Origin of the sequence: Schleiferilactobacillus shenzhenensis LY-73, assembly GCF_000469325.1 — a bacterium.
GTDB classification, from domain to species: Bacteria; Bacillota; Bacilli; order Lactobacillales; family Lactobacillaceae; genus Schleiferilactobacillus; species Schleiferilactobacillus shenzhenensis.
The window spans coordinates 10,480-30,366 of sequence record NZ_KI271592.1; the positions used below are offsets into that span (position 1 = coordinate 10,480).

Consider the following 19,887-nt stretch of genomic DNA (forward strand, 5'->3'; position numbering starts at 1 on the left):
GATTTGGAACGACGTGCTGTTCCCGTTGCTGATGATCAACGATGACAATATGAAGACAGTCGCCCTCGGGCTGCTGAACTTCAACGGAGAACATGGCTCCGAATATGGCCCGTTGATGGCCGCCATCGCCATCACCATGCTGGTACCGTTTGGCATCTACCTCGTATTCCAGGAGCAGATCGAGAATGGTATCGCTGGCGGGGCGCTGAAGGGATAAGACCGCAGATAGTTAGATTGGAGAAAGGAAGCTGATCACCGTTGTCCGAAAAAACGCAATGGTACCAAGATGCCCGCTTCGGGATGTTCATCCACTGGGGGCTGTATTCCCTGATTGGGGTGGATGAGTGGATCAAGAGCATCAACCAGATGAGCGACGAGAGTTACGACCAGTTGGTGGATAAGTTCACGGCATCCCAGTTTGACCCGGACGCCTGGGCGGCCGAGGCCAAGAAAGCGGGGATGAAGTACGCTATCTTGACTGCCAAACACCACGATGGGTTCTGTCTGTTCGACAGCCAGTTAACGGATTACAAGTCCACAAATTCGCCGGCAGGGCGGGACTTGGTCCGGGAATTTCTCACCGCCTTCCGCAAAGCAGGCATTAAGGTGGGCTTGTACTACTCGCTGCTGGACTGGCACCATCCGGATTATCCCCACTTCGGGGATGCCTTCCATCCGCAGCGGAACAATGAGGCCGCCAAGGACGTGCCCCGCAACTTCCAGAACTATCTGGATTACATGCACGGGCAGATCAAGGAGCTGTTGACGAATTACGGGAAGCTGGACATTATGTGGTTCGACTTCTCGTATCCTAAGATGGCCGGCAGTGTCTGGCAGCCGGAGAAGATCATGGCGATGATCCATCAGTACCAGCCGGATATGCTGATCGATAACCGGATGGAAGGGAGCGGGTCGAACTATGGCACGATCTTGGATGAGCACCCGTCGCCCTACGCTGGGGACTTTGCTTCGCCCGAGCAGATGATTCCGCCGCGGCCAATTACGAATGCCGTTGGCGCACCAGTGCCTTGGGAAGCGTGTATCACCATGAACAAGCACTGGGGCTACAATGCGGCAGATGACCACTTCAAGTCGCCGAAGCTGATCGTCCGGGCGTTGACCGAATGTGTCAGCAAGGGCGGCAATCTGATATTGAACGTTGGCCCGACGCCCTTGGGGACGTTCAGCGAGCCGACCAAGCAGCTGCTGGAAGGTATCGGCCAGTGGATGCAGGTCAACGGCGAAAGTGTGTATGGCTGCAGTACGGCAGGGTTGGAGAAGCCAGAGTGGGGCCGTTACACGCGCCGCGGCAACACGATTTATGCCCATATTCAGGATGAATCGATCAGTGCCTTCCCCATTGCCGGATTGAACGGCAAGGTCGAGCGGATGACGCTGCTGCGGGACGGCACAGAGGTCAAGCCGACCACTTTCTGGTCGCTGGCCGCATTCAGTGAGTACATGTACATTTTCTTGCACCAAGACGTAACGGATGGCTATCCGTTACCGGACGATATCGATACCGTCGTCCGCATCGATCTGAAGGCTGATGCGTCCGCTTAAGGTCATTGGATCGTTGAACGGGTAGACAACCATCTGTGATGCACATCTTCCCTCGCGCACTGTCGGCAGCTCCCCCGCTGCTGGCGGTGCTTTTTTGGTTCAGAAAACGGTTTACATTTGTGCTCAGTCCTGGATAATGGGAGTTATTGGAGCGTGATGGAACACATGAAGAAGACATGCACAGTTGTTACCGGCAGCACTTATCGTTTCACAGTCATCACCGACCACCTGATCCGCGCGGAATACCAAGCGGATGGCCAGTTTACCGATACGCCGACCCAGACGATTCAAAACCGGGCGTTTACCCCGGCGGCGGAAATCCATACCGCAATTTCTCAAGATACCCAGGGTTACACGGTGCAAATTGAAACACCTGCGCTGCACCTGTACTACCGGGGCGGTGTATTCAACGGGTCGACGCTGTTCGTCGACACCAAGTACAACTACCAGACCCATTACAGCCGTTGGCATTATGGTGATCCCGATGAGGGTAACCTGGGCGGTACGGCCCGGACGCTGGACAACGCTGACGGCGCGATTCCCCTGGGGCAGGGGATCATGTCCCGCAATGGCCTGGCGGTGTTGGATGATTCGGCCAGCATGGTTATCGATGCGGAGAGCGGGGCTTGGCATCAGCGGCCCCACGCTGGGAACGACGTGTATCTCTTCGCTTATGGGCATGACTACCAGGGCGCATTACGGGATTTCTTCAAGCTGACGGGCCAGCCGCCGCGGCTGCCGCGCTTTGCCCTGGGAAACTGGTGGAGCCGGTATTATCCCTATACTCAGAAGGAGTACTTGGCGCTGATGCAGCGTTTTGCGGACACCAAGATTCCCATCGCCGTGGCGGTGCTGGATATGAATTGGCACACGACCGACTTGCCGGCAGAAATGGGCAGCGGCTGGACGGGTTTCACGTGGAACAAAAAGTATTTTGCGGATCCGGCGGCACTCTTGCGGGCACTCCACGACCAGGATAAGCATGTGACCTTGAACCTGCATCCAGCGGCGGGGGGGCGGGCGAACGAAGAATCATATCCGGCCGTGGCCAAAGCCATGGGGATCGATCCGGCGACTAAGCAGCCGGTGAACTTTAATATGAACGACCCGCGGTTTGTCCGGGCGTATTTCGATTTGGTACTGCATCCTCTGGAGAAGGAGGGCGTGGACTTCTGGTGGATCGATTGGCAGCAGGGTGAGGCCCGCTCGGCGGCAGAAGTCGATCCGCTGTGGGTACTGAATGTGGCCCACTACGCCGACCAATCTCAGCGCAAGGGGGATCATGCCTTGATCCTTTCTCGCTACGCCGGTCCTGGCAGCCATCGTTATCCCATCGGCTTCTCCGGCGATACGGTAGCCAGTTGGGCGTCGCTGGCCTTCCAGCCGTACTTCACCGCCACCGCCAGCAATATTGGCTATACCTGGTGGAGCCACGACATCGGTGGGCACATGCGCGGCCGCTTCGACCCCGAGCTGGCCACCCGCTGGCTGCAACTGGGCGTCTTCAGTCCGATCCTGCGGCTGCACAGTACGGACAATCCCTTCCAGGGTAAGGAACCGTGGAATTACGACGAGCATTCTGCCCACATCATGACCCGCTATCTGCGCCTGCGCCGGGAACTCGTGCCCTACCTGGAAAGTGCCAACATTGCCACCCACGACTCCGGCACGCCGCTGGTTGAGCCGCTCTACTATCAGCATCCCGACGAGCCCCAGGCGTATCAGTTCAGAAATGAATTCTACTTCGACCCGGAGATGCTGGTGCTGCCCATCACCACGCCGGCTGACCCGATGACTGGATTAGCGGCGGTGACCGGTTATATTCCTGAAGGGACGTGGACAGATTTGCTCACTCACCAGACTTACACCGGTCCCGGGGTCATGACACTGCACCGCGATGCCGACCATTATCCAGTGCTGGTCCGGGAGGGCGGCATCATTGTCCGCGACGTTGATTATATGGCCCCCATCGATTCTCTGCCGACGCATCTGACAGTGGACCTGTTCCAAGGCCCGGCGCACCACTACACGTTGCGAGAGCACACGGAGAAAGGCGATGCGACAACGGTGTTTTCCTGGAATATCGACGCGCACCAGTTGACGCTGACCGTCACCGATCCGGCCGGGATTATTCCGGCGGACCGGACGATACAGGCCAGCCTTGTCAACGCGGATGCTGAACAGCCGGCACTGTCGCTGCCAGGGAACACGAGCGGCCAGGCGACGTTCACCCACGTTCGACCGGTGGCTCGGGAGACCCAGGTACAGCCGCGAGCATGGCGTATTCTGCAGCAGGCTCATGTTGACTTTGAACTGAAGCGCCAGTTGTGGGACATTATTCGCCAGCAACCGGCGGTGAAGGCGGCGGTGTCGGTGGCGAGTTTGGCCCCGGCAGAGTTGAGTGCAGCGCTGATGGAAGTGCTGTTGGTGAATGTGTAACGGGTTGGTTTTTGGCCAGGCTGCCTTGGGGGTCTGGCTTTTTTGCGGTGATAATACCCCCTGTCAGCAATTATTTTGTGGGACAATATGACCATACCCCCAGTCCGAGTAACCGGAGCAGCAATCAGAAAATAAGGAGAGGGCAATTCGTGCCAACGTACGCGTCAGATTACTACAGCAACCGCAGTGACGAACCCAGCCGCCAAGCCGTGGGCCGGTTCGTCAGTACATTTGAAGCACAGGGCATCTATCCCGCCCTGCGCAAGTTTCTGGATCAACATTATCCCGATGGCGTCACGTGGACCGCTGCGTTCTGGGGCAAGCGGACACCATTGTCCACCCACAAGCCCCGCTTGCTGGTGATGAACAATGCCTATTGCCTCTTTACTGTCGCTAACGTCGATCTAGCCGAGCTGACGCCGTTGGACAAGATGGTGTCGGTTTTCCCGGTGAGCAACTTGGCCGAAGCAACCGCCGCAGATGGTACCTGCGTCTTTTCTCTCAGCAACGTCAAGGGCCAATTCACCTTCGTTCCCGATGACGACAATCCTGGCCTCACGGTCAACCGTTTGCGGGCGTATCTTGTTCATGCCCAGGCGGAACAGGAGAAGCTGCTGCAGCCGGCGGCGGATACTGCTGACCAGGCGGCTGGAACAACCGACTCCCGGATGGCCCGCTTGACGGCCGCCCGCCAACAGCACCCCGCCCCGTTTTCTTACCAATACACCGACACAATGATCAGCTCCAGCCCCATTCCCGACGGCTTCGTCTTCGTCGGCCCGGTAATTGCCTCCGCCACCCAGCCCTTCGGCATGAAGAACTACTTCCAATCCAACGCCGGCTACCTCACCGCTTGGCAGAAGTGCCTTAACGTGTTCCGCGGCGACATTGAGAAAGGCACCTACGACGGGGTCTTCAACATCCGGCTGATGTCGAATATCGTTGAGGGGGATTATGACATGGTGATGTACGGGGATGCGGTGCGAATTGCGCCGGTCGCCCAGGGCGCTAAGAGCCAGCAAGCTAAGGACTAGCATTCAGAAGAAGTCGGCTGAGCTGGCTTCTTTTTTTGCCTTTTTGAGCAGATGACTGCGGGTCGGCCACGCCTTTCTGCTATCCTAAAGATAGCACCAATTGGTTGTAGACAATGGATTAGTCAACGCAAGGAGGAACTGCGTATGTACGATTACGATGTCTTGTACCTCGGTTCTGGGCACGGCAGCTTCGACGGCGCCGGGCCGCTGGCGGCGAGCGGGCAGAAGGTCGGTATCATCGAGAGCGATATGATCGGCGGCACCTGTCCCAACTACGGCTGCAACGCGAAGATTACGCTGGACGCGCCGGTCGTGCTCCAGCGGCTGGCCGAGCGGATGCGCGGCGTGACGGCCGGGCAAGTGATGATCGACTGGGGCGCTCTCGTGGCCCACAAGAACGACGTCATTGCACCGCTGCCGGCGATGATTGGCGGTGGGTTGAAGAAAGCTGGCGCGGATATCATCCAAGGGCACGGTCGGTTGACTGACGCCCACACGATCGAGGTGGACGGCAAGCCCTATACAGCGGAGAAAATCGTCATCGCCACGGGCCGGCGGCCGCACCGCTTGGCGATTCCCGGCGATGAATTGGCCCACGACAGCCGGGCGTTCATGGACTTGACGACGCTGCCCCAGCGCCTGGCGATCATTGGCTCTGGCTACATCAGCATGGAGTTCGCGACCATTGCCAATGCGGCGGGTGCTGAAGTGACAGTGTTCATGCACCACGACGAGGCCCTGCGCGGCTTCCACCAGCCGTTCGTGAAGCTGGTGACGGCGGATATGACCAAGCGGGGGATTACGTTTGTGCCCAGCGCCAACGTTTCTGCCTTAACTCAGGAAGCGGCCGGTGTCGCGGTCCATTATGGTGATGGCAAGACGGCCATCGCCGATTGGGTCCTGGACGCCACCGGCCGGATTCCCAACGCTGACAACATCGGCCTGGAGGCGGCGGGCGTCGACTTCAACTCCCGGGGCATTCCGGTGGACGACCACCTGCGGACCAACGTGCCCAACATCTACGCTTCCGGCGACGTGCTGGACAAGCCCCAGGGCAAGCTGACGCCCACGGCGACGTTCGAATCATTCTATCTGTTCAAACTCTTTAGCGGCCAGACCAGTGATGCCATTCAATACCCGGCGATTCCGTCCACGGTCTACACTTCACCGCGGATTGCCAAGGTCGGCATCACACCAGAAGAAGCGAAAGCTGCGCCGGACCAGTACACCATCGTGCGCAACCACATTCCTGACGACTGGTACCATCAAACCGACCAGGAGACGATGGGCGACAGCATCCTCATCTTCGACCAGACCCACCATCTGGTTGGCGCCACCGAAGTCAGCGCCCAAGCCGAGGACGCCATCAACACCCTCCTGCCGGCGGTCGTATTCCATTACGATCAGGACCAGATGTGGCAGCTGGCCCATATCTTCCCGTCGGAGAGCGCGGCGGCGTGGCATAAGATTCGGTAGGGAGAGAAAAGGGACGCCGGCGGCTCCCGGGAAGTGAGATCTACGACTGTCCCCATGTCCGATGCGTGAGGGACAAGAAAGGCGAAAGTTGTTATACTGAGGGCAAGAAAAGAACGCCGCTTTTCCAAGGCGACGTTTCTTGAAGTACAGAGCTGCTCCACAGTGGCCCTAAATCGACGTAAAATAACCGCCTAGGCTTGTGGGCTAGAGACGGTTATTTTTTTGCGTTCATGGTGACAATGATCGTTACCACCAGGTCAATCAGTGCGATGACAAATGAGTCGAATGCAACCCACCCTTTACGGACATTAATTGGCTTACTGTTCCAAGTAACCAGGGTTTCTGCAGATTAGCGCAAGGAGATTGTGTGGGACGATTTGCTGGAACGCATCTCGTTATCATTATATCGGAGTAATCTAGTCCTTAAAGGCGGCTTTCTGATTGCCTCCATGCTGGGCGCTAACACACGTGCAACCATGGATATGGATACAACATTGGTAGGGCAATTCAATGACACGGGGGGCCACTTTTTCAGTATTTCAAAAACAGACGATGTTGCTCATCTGTCAACCAAAAATCCCAGGGACGCAAGCAAGTTTACACCGACCCTGGGATTAGTAATTTCATCGGCTTTTTGGCTGCTTGAAAAGTACATTTGCAGCCGCATTGATGAGTGTGTTTGAACGATCGAGCGAGTACTCCCAAAACATGAGACCGCGCAGGTGACGGTCTAACACGTATTCCGCTTTTTTCACCATCGAGTGTGGGTCGTCGTATGACGAGAAACGATGGCCATCAAAGTAAAAGGGTGCCTGGGCTTCATCGTCCCAAAAAACGTTCTGAGGATATGCAGAAATCAGCTCTCGAAGTTTGCCATAGGCAGTTGTATGGTCGCCGAATGTTGCCGCCTCTTTACCGATTGGCTTTTGAATGTTTTCATCAAACCCAAACCAGTCACGACTGTAGAAAGCAGAGCCGATCACAATCTTCTCTGTTGGTATTTTGTGAGTGGTCAGCGTTTGTACAGCGCTGTTAGCACTTAGCTGGCCGTTGGGAGCGTTGTATGGCAACAGATTAGTGTGGTGGCCGGCAATTTTCGTCCCACTTCCCCGCATATCGTAGGTCATCACGTTGAGATAATCGAGGTACGCCATGTACGTATAATCAGATGAAGGACTCATCAGATTTAGCAAGCGGTCGGAAGCACCAGCGGCGGCCGTTAACCAATAGCGTGGATGGTCTGAGTTAACTAACCCGTTGAGGACCGTTCGCAACTCGCGAAGAAAATGTAGTAGGTTGACCGAGTCTGTGCTGCGCGACTTAATACCGGCGCTACTGTCTCCTGGATATTCCCAATCAATATCAATACCATCGAAGTTATACCGTTTCATGTAGGACACAAGGTTGGCAATCACGGTGTGCCTAGATTCTTTGGTTGCCACCGCATCTGAGAAACCTTCAGTTCCCCAACCGCCAACACTGATAATTGTTCGTAAGGTAGGATGCTTTTCCTTGAGCATGTTAATGAAATTGATTTTCTTAAGATGCGGAACCAGCTGAAAACCGTTAAATTTTGCGAACGCGTAGTTAATACAGGTTAACTGATTGACTGGCAGATCGGATGTTTTCCAATTTGTGTTGTCATCAAGGTATGCAATAAGCTCAGCCATGGGAATCCTCCTTAATGGAGTTGTGACGACGAGTTTTCAAGGGGTTGAGAATTGTCGAGGTGGACGATTTCAGGCTGACTCAGTTGACGATATTGTCCAGGGGTCATGCCCATGATTTTCTTGAACTTCCGGGTGAAACTAGCGACGTCATAATAGCCGTTCGTTTCCACAATTTGTTTGATTGTCAGGTCGGTCGTTTGCAACGCAAGACGAATGCGGTCAAAACGGATGTCTTGGACAAATGCGGTAAACGTTTTTCCGGTAATTTCCTTTACATAACGACTTGTGTAGGGCACTGAGAAATGAAAATGATCAGCAACGTCCACAAGGGAGAGCGTTGGTGAAGCGGCGTTTGCGACAATATAGTTCTCAATTTCTGTAGCAATGTCAGTATGATTCCACTTTTCATCCTTGCTGTTGGGCCCTGTGACATCCTGGATAACACTCAATAGAAGGACACGTAGCTGACTAAGGGATTCCATGGACAACATTTGTTGAACTAGTTCTTCATTGACCTGCCCGTGACGATGATAGTCAGCCGTAAGTACCTGATTAATCAGGTTCGACATCGATAGATCGAAACGGACACTTGGATCATAGCTTTGGCTGGCCAGATTGAATAGATTCTCAAATGCGTCCCGGGCAGCGTTGAACTGGCCGGTGGCCAGGCTGTTTTCCAACTTCAATTCGTTTGCCGAATCGAATCGGTCGTCACCGGTATTGGTTTCAGAATTGAGTTGGAAATGGTTAATCACCTGATTATTTTGTGGATGACTGGCCATCTGTGCGGATACCGCACCAATATACGCTGCTTGTAACGCAGTTAGAGAATTTACCGGTTGGCCAACAAATAGTGGTGCTTCTGGCAAGGGGGCGAGGAGCTGTTTACGAACTGCCCTGAGGGCTCGGTTCAAGTCTGTGGCTGCACTGTAATTCACAAGAATAATGACCTGTGACTGGCTGCTCTGATGAATGGTCACAGAGACAAATCCTTTCCCGCTAAATGGTTCTGGCATTGATTCGCAGTTCACAATTCCTGAGTCGGTCATGATAGCGACAGCGAACTGAGTAAAGGGTAACTCGATTTTTGCCAGATTCAATAGTCTCTCCACTTGGTCTTCATCAGTCACTCGACCATTAATAACGAGTTGTAATACTTGGTTCCGCACGTAAGGCAGGCTATATTTGGCCTCCAGTAAGGTTTCTTGGTGGGCTGCAACATACGATTCTAAAGCGTTTTGGAAACGCTCGAGTTCAGGCTGGTGTGGGTGCGACGTATTTTTCCACCCTGGGACGAGTTGTTCCATCCGATAAACCACGCTGTATTGCCAACGACCAAAACGCCATACGAGCAGTCCACCGACAATTACCAGAACACCAATAATACCGGCGTATTCAATTAGTGCTCGCCATAACCATGACCAGGAATCAGGTGTTGAGGTATAGGAAACAACTTGAAATAGGTTACCACCACCGTTCGTCCGCCGGATTGTAACGTTTTTCTGTTGTGCGGCTCCCATTAATTTCTCCCACTGTTGAGGCATCGAATTGAGATCAACACCTGCGAGCTTGGATTGGGACAGAATTAAATGACCGTTTGGCCCCACCATGCCTAATACCTGTGAATTTGATGTGACCACATCTTGGAGTATTTGCTTGACCGTAATGCCGTTCAGCTGGAAAAAAGCCACGCCATAGTGATCATCTCCCCTGGTCTTTGATATTGGTGCAGCCAGTGTAATCTGAATGCCATCTCCCGCCTGTTCGGGAAGGAATAGGAGTTTAGGAAATTGACTGGACAGCAAATCAGCCCACAATTTGTTGCCGGAGCGGGTTGAAGGTGGAAGAATACTATATTTGTACAATGATGGTGTTAAATCATAAGTGCCGTCGGCACCATACAATGTGTCCGGTTCACTGTTCAGGTATACAAAGCTTCGTTCGATATAGGCACTACTTAAATCGTATCGCTTCACTGTATTGATAATATCGACGCTTTTGGTCACCGAATCATTCGGTTGGGTTAGTTCGGCATCGAGGGCCATCTGGTTAGCAACAACCAATAAATGTGTGATGACAGTATCCAAGTTTGTTGTCGCTTCTTGAAGTGCCTGTTGTTGGGAGTAATGCAATTCATTACGCTGACGATTAATTTCTGTCCGCATGGAATTCCCAATGAGTATGGTTACGGGTACTAAAAAAATGGCCACAAAAGACAGGAAGTACATCGTTTTGAGGCGCCGCGGTCGCCAAGAAACAATCTTGGCCAGATGCTTGTTAAACAACGCCATTGTGGATCACCGCCTCAATGTGTATGCAAGACTGGTAAGTGAACCACACGATAGGGGTTAAATACAGGGGCACCAACACGAGAAAAGCCAGTACGGGAATAGACGTGATGAGGACGCCAACCAAAAAAGTGGCCAGGATTGTCGCGAGAGTGTTTGAAAAACGAGCAACCGAAATGATGAAAGCCTGGCGAAAATATTGCCAAAAGCGAAGCTGATAGCGGGCGTAAATTGTGAAGAGGTACATTAAATACGAGAGTGCCAGAATCAACAGCACTACCAAAATGTACTGGACAACCAGGCTGTGAATGAAGGTGCGATTGACAGACAAATCGAGCAGCAAAAGGCCAATCAAAGCTAATCCAATCCAGCCAATGCCGTTGATTTCCCAGAACGAATCCCAGTAGAATGTTTTGAACTCACGGTGCAATTGGGAAAACGTATCAGGAGGTGAAATGCCGTCATTTCGGTTCTTATCTTGTAAGCGTCGCAGTATGAGTTTCGTGGTCGACGCAAGTGCAGGCAGTATCCCCAATATGACACCGCCTCTGAGCATATAGACAATGAATAGTAACTGCAACTTGGTACCGACCAACAGAATTGAACCCAGAGAAAATGTTGCTTTGATAATGCCGTGCGGTGCCTCCATGATAGTGTCCTCCTTCAGACAGTGCCATCGACCTGTGTCACCCATCATCGCGAGTATATCAGCGAACTCCTCGTGTGACAACGCTTACAGGACACAAGCTAACGACGGCATAGCCAAGACAAATTTGGCATAGTTATGGTACGTCTGGGATTTGCCAAAATCCATTCACAAAGTGTTTTCAAAACAGCAAAAAAAGAATGCTTCCAACCGGATGTACACGGTGCGTTTTTGTCCACGATAAAAGGATTCTCCTCGCAAACAGCATCACAGGCATAGACTACAGCATGATTGGCATATTGTTGGCGCTTACAGTTCGAGGTACGGTGGAGACAGTCAGAAAAGAGGAATCGGCAATGGTCGACACAAAAACCGATCGTCAGGATATGGAACTGACAAAAGACGCTAGTTGGCAGATGTCTGACTTCAAGGCGTATCCAGAATATGACATGTTGGTTAAGCAGTGGGCGTGGTTTCAAGATCAAAAAATTGGACTGTTGCTTCACTGGGGGCTTTATGCGCAGGCAGGCATTGTGGAGTCCTGGCAACTATCTGATGCGGATCGATGGGCTCGCGGAAAGACACCATTTCGTCCAAATATGCACCAGCTGAAAAGCGATTACTGGTCGCTTGCAGAAAAGTTCGACCCAGTTAGATTTGATCCTCAAGTATGGGCACGCCTTTTTCGGACCGCCGGAATCCGCTACGCCATTCTGACAACGAAGCATCATGATGGGTTCAACATGTTTGACACTCAGTATTCTAAGTTTAAAGTAACCAATCCTAGGTTTCCGTACGCCGCAGCCGCTAATGCCGATATCTTCGGCCAGTTTGCCAACGCAATGCGTGAAGTGGGTATCGCGGTCGGTGCCTACTATTCAAAAGCAGATTGGCATCATTCTGACTATTGGCGACCAGATGGTAAGCCTAAGACACGCAACGCAGATTTCAATCCTGTTGAAGATTCCAAGCGATGGCAGCGATATGTGGATTTTGTTCACAACCAATTAGTGGAGATTACAACCAAGTACGGGCCGTTGGGGATGCTTTGGCTTGATGCCGGTTGGGTGGGAGACAATAGAGAACCGCTCAATTTAGAACGGGTAATTACCAAGATCCGTATGTCACAACCTACTATGCTGACGGTGGATCGGACGATGGGCGGGCGGTTCGAAAACTACGTAACCCCAGAACGGCAAATCCCCAAGTTGGAGAAGAGACCTGCATTACCGTGGGAGAGCAACATTCCTTTGGCCGATAACTGGGGGTATGTACCGCACGATCACTACAAGCCGTTCAAAGAAGTCTTACTCTCCATTCTCCAAGTAGTGAGCCTAGGGGGCAACATTGTCTTGGGGGTCGGCCCACGACCGGATGGAAGGATACCCCAACAAGCCGTCAAACGATTGGAGCAGCTCGGCGGATGGTTGGACCTGAATGGTGAGGGGATATTCGGCACACGACCGTTGTCCGATTCCATATTACGGCGCGCACAGCATCTCGGAATGGCAATCAGTCAAAGCAGTGACATGGTTTATGTGTTTCCTTTAAAACAACGTTCTAGTGCGATTGACCTGGAGGTGCTGGGTATTGCAAACCAAATTGGTAGTGCTCGGCGATTGGGCACCAAGATCTTGTATACGATTAAGGACAACGTTGTGATGCTGCCTGGTTCACTACGTCAGTCACTTTTTCCGGGGATTGCGTTGACCAAAAAGATAGCCGGTCAGATTCTCTGACCAGAAAGGAGTTAAACCATGGCCGTCAATATTTCGACGATGGATGAAACGCCTGAAACAGCCCGCATGCAGAAAAAACGGAAGCAACAATTCTCCTGGAAACGGTTCAAGAAGAATTGGCAATTGTATGTGTTTATTCTGCCAACGTTTGTTTCATTCGTCGTGTTTTCCTATGTCCCCATGTATGGGATTCTCATTGCGTTTAAGGATTACATTCCCTCCATGGGGATTTGGGGGTCGCCTTGGGTGGGGTTCAAGTATTTCAACCAATTTTTCTCCTCGTATTATTTTTGGGATTTGATCAAAAATACCGTAGGAATCCAAGTTTATGGCCTGATTGTTGGCTTTCCACTGCCCATTATCCTTGCATTGGCGCTCAATGAACTGAAGGCTGGGTGGTGGAAAAAGTTCAGTCAGACGGTGACTTACGCCCCAACTTCATTTCGACCGTTGTTATGGGCGGGATGATCATTGCATTTCTTGACCCGTCAACCGGTATCATTAATCATGCTATCCAAGCATTAGGAATCCAGCCCATCGCTTTCATGAGCGATCCGAAATGGTTTAAGACGGTATACGTTTTGTCCGGCGTTTGGCAGGGTACTGGATGGGGGTCTGTCATTTACCTGGCTGCACTAGCCGGGGTGGATCCAGCGTTGCACGAAGCTGCGATTGTCGACGGTGCTTCTCGGTTGCAACGTATCTGGCATATCAATTTGCCTGCGATTGTGCCTACGATGGTGATTTTACTGATTATGAATGTTGGCAGTCTGTTCTCGATGGGCGCGGAGAAAATTTTGCTCTTGCAAAATCCGTTGAACCTGTCGTCATCCAATGTTATTGCCACGTTTGTATACAAACAAGGGTTGCTTAGCGGTCAGTATAGCTATGCCGCCGCGGTTGGGCTATTCAACTCCGCCATCAATATCGTATTGCTGATTGCTGTCAATAAAATTGCCAAAACCGTTTCGGATACGAGTCTGTGGTAGGAGGAGGCGCGCAGATTATGGACAAACTGAACCGCAACCACTTAATCCAAGATACCCGTGCGGATAAAGTGTTCAAAAGCTTTCTGTTCATCTTCGTATTTCTGGCCGTTGTGATTGTACTGTACCCGTTGATTTACATTATTAGTGCATCAATCAGTGATCCATTCGCTGTAAACTCGGGGAAAATGTGGCTGTGGCCCGTGGGGTTCACTGGTCAAGGGTACAATATCATCTTCCATTACGGTGATATCTGGCGGGGCTATGGAATGACCATCTTTTACACGGTGGTCGGAACGGCATATAACCTCGTCCTCACGATACCCTGTGCTTACGCGATTTCTCGCCGGGACTTTTCGGGGCGGCGCTGGTTCACCAGCTTCATGCTAGTCACCATGTTCGTGGGCGGTGGATTGATTCCGACTTATCTATTAATTCGAGCATTGGGGATGGTAGATACGGTCTGGGCGCTAATTATTCCCGGCGGGGCGTCCATTTACAACATTATTGTTACGCGGGCTTTCTTTGATTCTTCTATTCCGTGGGAGATGCAAGAAGCAGCCAAAATCGACGGTGCTTCGGACTTTCAGTTGTTTTTCAAGATTGTTCTGCCTTTGTCCGCGCCCATTATTGCCGTAATGGCTCTCTTTTATGGTGTAGGGCATTGGAACAGTTATTTCGACGCACTCGTCTATTTGCAAAACAAGGCATTGTATCCATTGCAGATGGTTCTTCGGCAGATTCTGGTACTTCAGGACATTCAGACAGGGGCTAATGCGAGCGGTGCAATATCAGCAAGCACTGCAAAAGCAGCATTTTCCCAACAGCAACTCGTTGCAGTCATCAAGTATGGCGTCATGATTGTATCAACCTTGCCAGTCATTCTGGCATACCCCTTCCTGCAAAGGTACTTCGTCAAAGGTGTTTTGGTGGGTTCACTTAAAGGATAGTATGGAAAGGAGTCTCATCATGAAGATGTCGAAAGTGTTTCAAATCGCGGGCATCGCGGCCATTTCCCTATTGGTGTTGACCGCCTGCGGAAACAAATCGGACCAGTCATCTGGTTCCAGTACAGGGAATGTGACAGTCCACACGTCAGGTTTTCCTATTGTCGACAAGCAGATTACGCTCTCTTTGATGGCACCTAGCATGGGGTCTGTCAACTGGAATAATATGCAAGTCCTGAAGGATTACCAAAAAATGACTAATATCAAATTGAAGTACAATACACCGCCGCAAGCTGACTTTTCTACAAAGTTAAACCTGGCGTTTGCTTCCCAAGATCTGCCGGACATCATTTTTGCAGCGGGTTCCGCATTGACACCAGCTAACGAAGTGGCATACGGGCGCGACGGTCAGTTACTGCCTCTAGACAAGCTGATTCCTAAATACGCGCCGAACTTCAATAAGCTGATGGAAAAGGATCCGAATATTCGTAAGTCAATTACGACGCCTGACGGGCATATCTATTCATTACCGATGCTCTCTTCTGGCCCCACATCGATTTGGTACATCGGACCGATGTGGTACAACGGAGAATGGCTGAAGAATTTAGGTGTAAAAACGCTGCCTAAAACTGCGGATGAGCTTTATGCGTTGTTGAAACGATTTAAGACGGAAGATCCTAACAAGAACGGTAAGGCTGACGAAATTCCTTTTAGTGATACTAAACTGTCGGCAAGTCGGTATTTCTTGATGGCCATCTTCGGGATGCTAAGCAATGACGTTCAGAATAATGGCGACAAGGTTGTCTACAATCCTGGGACATCAAATTACAAAGCATACCTGACCTTTATGCATAAGCTTTTCGCAGAGGGGTTGATGGACAAGGATACATTCTCTCAATCAGACGATCAAAAAAAGGCAAAGGGACAATCCGATCGGCTCGGCCTATTCAGTGACTACTTCTCTTACTTCACAACTGGCAGAACACAGAAGCAGGCCATGAATGATCCCATGTTTCAACCATTGACTAGTTCGGTATCCCCCAAGGCAGTAATTCCTGGATCGCCTAGAATTAACCGGGGAGATTTCTCCATCACCAAGAATAATCCTAATCCAGCAGCATCATTGCGATGGGTTGATTACTTCTATTCGGGCACAGGCTCAGACTTCCTGAACGCTGGTAAAGAGGGCGGCTTTTGGAAGTATGCCAAGAATAGCAAAGGTGAGAAAGTCCGTGTCCTGAACGACGGTATTACACCGGATAACTCTGAAGACAAGCGTTCAAAGATTTCGCCAGATTACGGTTTGACTGTGCCTAAGTATGCCGGTGACGACAAGATGGGCCCTATCCTGGCAACTCCGGATTCGCCGAAAGTTGATGCGTTCACCGCTTTCGTCAACAAGGAGACTGCTGAGAAATATACACCGTATGCCCGCGTTCCTTATCCCCTTGTTTACTTGACAAAGGATGAGCAGGACTCAATTGCATCCAATGCAACTGACTTATCCACCTACGTTGAACAAATGGAGGCAAAGTTTATTACAGGGGTAGAGCCTCTATCCAATTGGGACAAGTATCTTAAAACGCTTGACAGCATGAACGTCAAACAGTACGTAAAGGTTTATCAAGCCGCGTACGATCGGTGGAAGAAAGCTGAATGATCTGTTTGGCTAGTAGGGAATAGCCGCTGATACCTGGGCTGCTGATTCTATTGGTCGTCCCCCAAAGCAGCAACGATCAAAAACGGCCTCCCAGAGCACTTCATTCTGGGAGGCCGTTTTACATAATCCTGATACTCTACAAACTGGGCAACAACTGCAACTTGGTCACCAACGTCCGCATTGCAGTCAACTGCTTATGAGTGATTGTATTGCCGCTAAGCGGTTGCCCATCCGCTGTCCGTTTCTGGACAAACAGCATCTGATTGGCATTGTTCTGGGTCGTCAGGGTCACCGTATGGTCTGGAAGTTGTAGCGTCACTTCGTCGAAGAAGGGAATCCCGAGGACATAATCGCCGAAGCCCGGGCGCAGCGGGTACAGCCCGAGGGCGGACCAAATATACCAACTGCTCATCGAGCCGTTGTCTTCGTCGCCAGGGTAACCGTCCGGACCGGCGTGGAAGGCATGCAGCAGGAGCTGCTTGACCAGCAGCTGGGTGGCGCTGGGTTCGCCGGCCAGGGCGTAGAGATAGGGCACGTGGAAGCTGGGCTGGTTGGACATGGCGATTTGGCCGAAGTTCAGGGCGTTCATTTCGGTCATTTCGTGGATGACACCGCCGTAAGTGCCCACGTTGAAGGCAGGATCGGTATTGGCCAGGGTGTGCAGTGTGTGCAGGAAGGCCTGGGGACCGCCGGCCATCTTGATCAAGCCGGACATGTCCTGATAGACGGCGAAACTGTTTTGCCACGCCCCGCCTTCCGTGAAGCCGGTGCCCCAAGTCAGCGGGTCAAAGCCCGGCGTGAAGTGGCCATCCCGGTCCTTGGGGTGCATCAAGTTGAACTGGGGATCGAAGAGATGCTGGTAGTTCTTGCCGTAGGCGGTGTATTGCTTGGCCATCGCGGTGTGGCCGAGGGCGTCCGCCACCACGCCAATCAAGGCGTCCGAGTACGCATAATCCAACGTTTGGTTGACACTTTCGGGAATGTCGGCGGGAACGTAGCCGAGCGCGCGGTAATCCTTGAGGTTGGCCCGCCCGTACCGCGGGTCGGGGCTTTCTGTCGTCGCCCCGTGGACCATGGCGGCGAGCAGGTCTTCCCACAAGTCCGGGCGGATGCCCTTGGTCACGGCATCGGCGACCACCGCGTCCGCCATCGTCCCAGGCATCGTGCCTCGCTCGTCCGGGGAGAGCCACTTGGGCAGGTAGCCGGTCTCTTTGGCGCTGTTGAGAAAGCCCTCCAAGAAATCCCCGTACTGCTCAGGCATGAGCAGCGCATAAAGCGGGAAATTCGTCTTGTATGTATCCCAAAAGCCGGTATTCGTGAATAATTTCCCGGGAAATACTTTCCGGGCGGTGGTGTTGTAGTGGATCGGAGCGCCTTGCTCGTCACGTTCGTAGAACCGCATCGGGAAGAGGAGCGAGCGGTACCAGTTGGTCATTAGCGTCTGGACGCGGGCGGGCCGGCTGTCCCGGGCTTGAATCAAGGCCAGCTTCTCGGTCCAAGCGGCTTCGTTCGCTGCGTGCAGGGCGGGAAATGACTCATGGTTAATTGCGGCCAGCAACCGCTGGGCTGCTGCCGCGCCGATGAACGAGGCAGCGAACCGAACAGTGGCAGCCGCCGCGGTGAGGGGCAGAATCAACGTCCCGCCGGCGGTCACGGCCGCGTCGACAGATTGGCTGCCCGCTTCTGTCAGAATCGTGGCGTTGTCCCAATCAATCGCGGTGTCAACGCTCACGGCAGTGATCATGGTGAAGTCGGGGTCCCGGCTTTCTGATTGGTTCTGGGTCTGGAGGATGAGCCCATCAGCGGAGCGGGTGACGACTTGCCACCGTTGCGGCGCCGTGATGTGCAGTGCCAGGGGGCTGTCACCGCTGCTGGTGATGGTCATCATCCCGGCGCGGGCCGCCATCGTCGCCTGGGTGCGAGTGCCGTAACGGGTGTCCGTCAGGTCGATCAGGTCTGGGGAGAAAATTGCCTGGGCCGGGTCGTACACACTGGGGGACAGCGGGTCGGCTGCGTTGGCCGGCACGCCCCGCAGCGTCCAATGCTGGAAGTCCCCGATCCACGGACTGGGCTGGTGGGTCAGGCGAATCCCTTCATATTGGTGACTGGCCGGGTCGAAGAACCAACTGCCCCGGGCGCCGTTGGTCTGAACGGTGAGGTAATGCATGCCGAAGGGCACGCCGGTGAGGGGCAGGGTGTTGCCGTGGGAAAAATCAGGATGGCTGGCAGTGCCTTGACGGGTATCAATGGTTAACATAACGAATTTAGTCTCCTTCAGGTAAGTGATTTGACAGACGCGCGGGTGATCAGCTGGACTGGCATCCGCCGGTGTTCCGGCAGCCGCTGCTGGGGGTTGTTCATCTGTGCCAGCAGCGTGTTGACGGCTTGGGTACCGATGGCGGCGAAGTCTTGGCGGATGGTGGTCAGAGCCGGCTGCTGAACGGCGGCGGCCGGCAGGTCGTCGAAACCGACCACACTCAGGTCGGCCGGCAGGGTCCAGTTGAGCTGTTGTAATTGACGCATCAGACTGAGCGCTTCGAAGTCGTTTTCGGCAACGATGGCGGTGATCTTTTCTTTCTTCAAGAACGCTGCTCGCTCGCTAGCCAAGGGGTGTTGGGTGAGAAACTGTGCCCAGTCCAGGGGGGCGATGCCGTTCGGATTCAGATCCCGGTAGCCGTTGAGGTAACCGAAGAAGCGGTCGCTGACGGAGCCGGTGTAAGTCTGCCAGAAGTCGGTGCGGGCGAGAAAGGCAATGCGCTGGTGGCCCTGCTTTATCAGGTGCTGGACGGCCAGCTGCCCGCCCTGGGCGTTGTCGGCCGTGACACTGGGAATCTGGATACCGGGGACTTCCTTATCCAGCAGGACGATGGGTACCCGCGCCAGGAACAGCGCGATGAGCTCCGGCATGGCGGCATTCAGCGTGGTGGGATAGTAGATGACGCCGGCGTATTCATCCCGAATGCGGGCGATGGGCAGTTTGGCGAACTGGGCGTTGGGCATACTCAACAGTTCCCAATCGGTGGCCGCCAGGGCGGTGCTGATGCCTTGTTCATAGTTCCCGATGCCGTGGCTGTCGGCGAAGGGAATCACCAGCAGGATGCGGCGGGAGCGGGTGGTACTTTGGTGGCCCTTGACGAAGCTGCCCCGCCCTTGGACCCGGTAGATTAGATCCGCAGCGGCGAGCTCGTTCAGCGCCCGCTTGGAGGTGATCCGGCTCACTTGGTATTTGATGGCCAGTGCATTCTCGCTGGGCAGCGGGGTGTCCGGCGTGAGCCGGCCGGACAGGATTTGTTTCCGGAGCACTTGGTATATCTCTTGATACTTGGCTGCCATACGCAGTTCCCCCTTGGCTTGGTATGGCTTGAAGATACCACTTATCGACGCAGAAAGCCAGATGATAGCGATTTATTTTTCAGAAGATGATATACTCTCGTTAGTA

Annotated in this window: 13 protein-coding genes and 2 pseudogenes; 10 read left to right on the forward strand and 5 right to left on the reverse strand. The window is 53.1% G+C overall.

What is annotated here, in order from left to right; genetic code table 11:
* From L248_RS16080 to L248_RS15890, 6 genes and pseudogenes are all read left to right on the forward strand, one after another.
* Positions 1-217 (forward strand): annotated as a pseudogene (locus L248_RS16080) (carbohydrate ABC transporter permease); the annotation flags it as partial.
* Between the two features lie 41 nt (positions 218-258).
* On the forward strand, positions 259-1,563 hold the full coding sequence (locus L248_RS09045) for an alpha-L-fucosidase (RefSeq protein WP_022529888.1): 1,305 nt from the start codon (positions 259-261) through the stop codon (positions 1,561-1,563).
* A 156-nt stretch (positions 1,564-1,719) separates the two neighbouring features.
* On the forward strand, positions 1,720-4,002 hold the full coding sequence (locus L248_RS09050) for a glycoside hydrolase family 31 protein (RefSeq protein WP_022529889.1): 2,283 nt from the start codon (positions 1,720-1,722) through the stop codon (positions 4,000-4,002).
* A gap of 149 nt (positions 4,003-4,151) precedes the next feature.
* A complete protein-coding gene (locus L248_RS09055; protein ID WP_022529890.1) occupies positions 4,152-5,036 on the forward strand; it encodes a hypothetical protein in 885 nt (294 codons plus the stop codon).
* Between the two features lie 138 nt (positions 5,037-5,174).
* Complete coding sequence (locus L248_RS09060; RefSeq protein WP_155828614.1) at positions 5,175-6,512, forward strand: dihydrolipoyl dehydrogenase family protein; 1,338 nt, start codon at positions 5,175-5,177, stop codon at positions 6,510-6,512.
* Positions 6,513-6,877: 365 nt separating this feature from the next.
* Positions 6,878-7,195 carry a nucleotidyl transferase AbiEii/AbiGii toxin family protein gene (locus tag L248_RS15890; protein ID WP_245585295.1) on the forward strand — a complete coding sequence of 106 codons (318 nt, stop codon included), beginning with the start codon at positions 6,878-6,880 and terminating at the stop codon, positions 7,193-7,195.
* On the opposite strand, the gene L248_RS09065 is transcribed toward L248_RS15890, so the two are convergent.
* Genes L248_RS09065 through L248_RS09075 form a run of 3 tightly spaced genes read right to left on the reverse strand, consistent with a single transcriptional unit; the run spans position 7,136 to position 11,119 of the window.
* Complete coding sequence (locus L248_RS09065; RefSeq protein ID WP_022529892.1) at positions 7,136-8,182, reverse strand: glycoside hydrolase family 18 protein; 1,047 nt, start codon at positions 8,180-8,182, stop codon at positions 7,136-7,138. The two genes, L248_RS15890 and L248_RS09065, sit on opposite strands and share 60 nt — an antisense overlap.
* Before the next feature lie 11 nt (positions 8,183-8,193).
* The gene (locus tag L248_RS09070; RefSeq protein ID WP_022529893.1) at positions 8,194-10,473 is read right to left on the reverse strand and encodes a helix-turn-helix domain-containing protein; all 2,280 of its coding nucleotides are present in this window, start codon (positions 10,471-10,473) and stop codon (positions 8,194-8,196) included.
* The gene (locus L248_RS09075) at positions 10,460-11,119 is read right to left on the reverse strand and encodes a DUF624 domain-containing protein (protein ID WP_040535906.1); all 660 of its coding nucleotides are present in this window, start codon (positions 11,117-11,119) and stop codon (positions 10,460-10,462) included. The genes L248_RS09070 and L248_RS09075 overlap by 14 nt, the downstream gene beginning before the upstream one ends.
* A gap of 353 nt (positions 11,120-11,472) precedes the next feature.
* Between L248_RS09075 and L248_RS09080 the strand changes: the two genes are divergently transcribed.
* The 4 genes and pseudogenes from L248_RS09080 (at position 11,473) to L248_RS09095 (ending at position 16,448) form a co-directional block, all read left to right on the forward strand.
* Positions 11,473-12,855, forward strand: coding sequence for an alpha-L-fucosidase (locus L248_RS09080; RefSeq protein ID WP_051999962.1), 1,383 nt, complete (start codon positions 11,473-11,475; stop codon positions 12,853-12,855).
* Between the two features lie 39 nt (positions 12,856-12,894).
* A pseudogene (locus tag L248_RS09085) lies at positions 12,895-13,844 on the forward strand (ABC transporter permease).
* A gap of 26 nt (positions 13,845-13,870) precedes the next feature.
* Positions 13,871-14,791, forward strand: a complete 921-nt coding sequence (locus tag L248_RS09090) for a carbohydrate ABC transporter permease (RefSeq protein WP_425423451.1) — start codon at positions 13,871-13,873, stop codon at positions 14,789-14,791.
* A gap of 19 nt (positions 14,792-14,810) precedes the next feature.
* Positions 14,811-16,448, forward strand: a complete 1,638-nt coding sequence (locus tag L248_RS09095) for an extracellular solute-binding protein (protein WP_040535907.1) — start codon at positions 14,811-14,813, stop codon at positions 16,446-16,448.
* Between the two features lie 136 nt (positions 16,449-16,584).
* Here the strand turns inward: L248_RS09095 and L248_RS09100 are convergent, their stop codons facing one another.
* Both L248_RS09100 and L248_RS09105 read right to left on the reverse strand, forming a co-directional pair.
* Entirely contained in the window at positions 16,585-18,705 is a 2,121-nt protein-coding gene (locus tag L248_RS09100; protein ID WP_022529900.1) for a GH92 family glycosyl hydrolase, read from the reverse strand.
* A 17-nt stretch (positions 18,706-18,722) separates the two neighbouring features.
* Positions 18,723-19,781: a GntR family transcriptional regulator gene (locus L248_RS09105; protein WP_022529901.1), complete on the reverse strand. Its 1,059-nt coding sequence runs from the start codon at positions 19,779-19,781 to the stop codon at positions 18,723-18,725.
* Between the last annotated feature and the right edge of the window lie 106 nt (positions 19,782-19,887).

Excerpts from the sequence above, each read along its gene's own strand:
- L248_RS09065 (WP_022529892.1), bottom strand. The coding sequence starts at position 8,182 with ATGGCTGAGCTTATTGCATACCTTGATGACAACACAAATTGGAAAACA.
- L248_RS09100 (WP_022529900.1), bottom strand. The coding sequence starts at position 18,705 with ATGTTAACCATTGATACCCGTCAAGGCACTGCCAGCCATCCTGATTTT.
- L248_RS09095 (WP_040535907.1), top strand. The coding sequence starts at position 14,811 with ATGAAGATGTCGAAAGTGTTTCAAATCGCGGGCATCGCGGCCATTTCC.
- L248_RS09050 (WP_022529889.1), top strand. The coding sequence starts at position 1,720 with ATGGAACACATGAAGAAGACATGCACAGTTGTTACCGGCAGCACTTAT.
- L248_RS09105 (WP_022529901.1), bottom strand. The coding sequence starts at position 19,781 with ATGGCAGCCAAGTATCAAGAGATATACCAAGTGCTCCGGAAACAAATC.
- L248_RS09070 (WP_022529893.1), bottom strand. The coding sequence starts at position 10,473 with ATGGCGTTGTTTAACAAGCATCTGGCCAAGATTGTTTCTTGGCGACCG.
- L248_RS09075 (WP_040535906.1), bottom strand. The coding sequence starts at position 11,119 with ATGGAGGCACCGCACGGCATTATCAAAGCAACATTTTCTCTGGGTTCA.
- L248_RS09080 (WP_051999962.1), top strand. The coding sequence starts at position 11,473 with ATGGTCGACACAAAAACCGATCGTCAGGATATGGAACTGACAAAAGAC.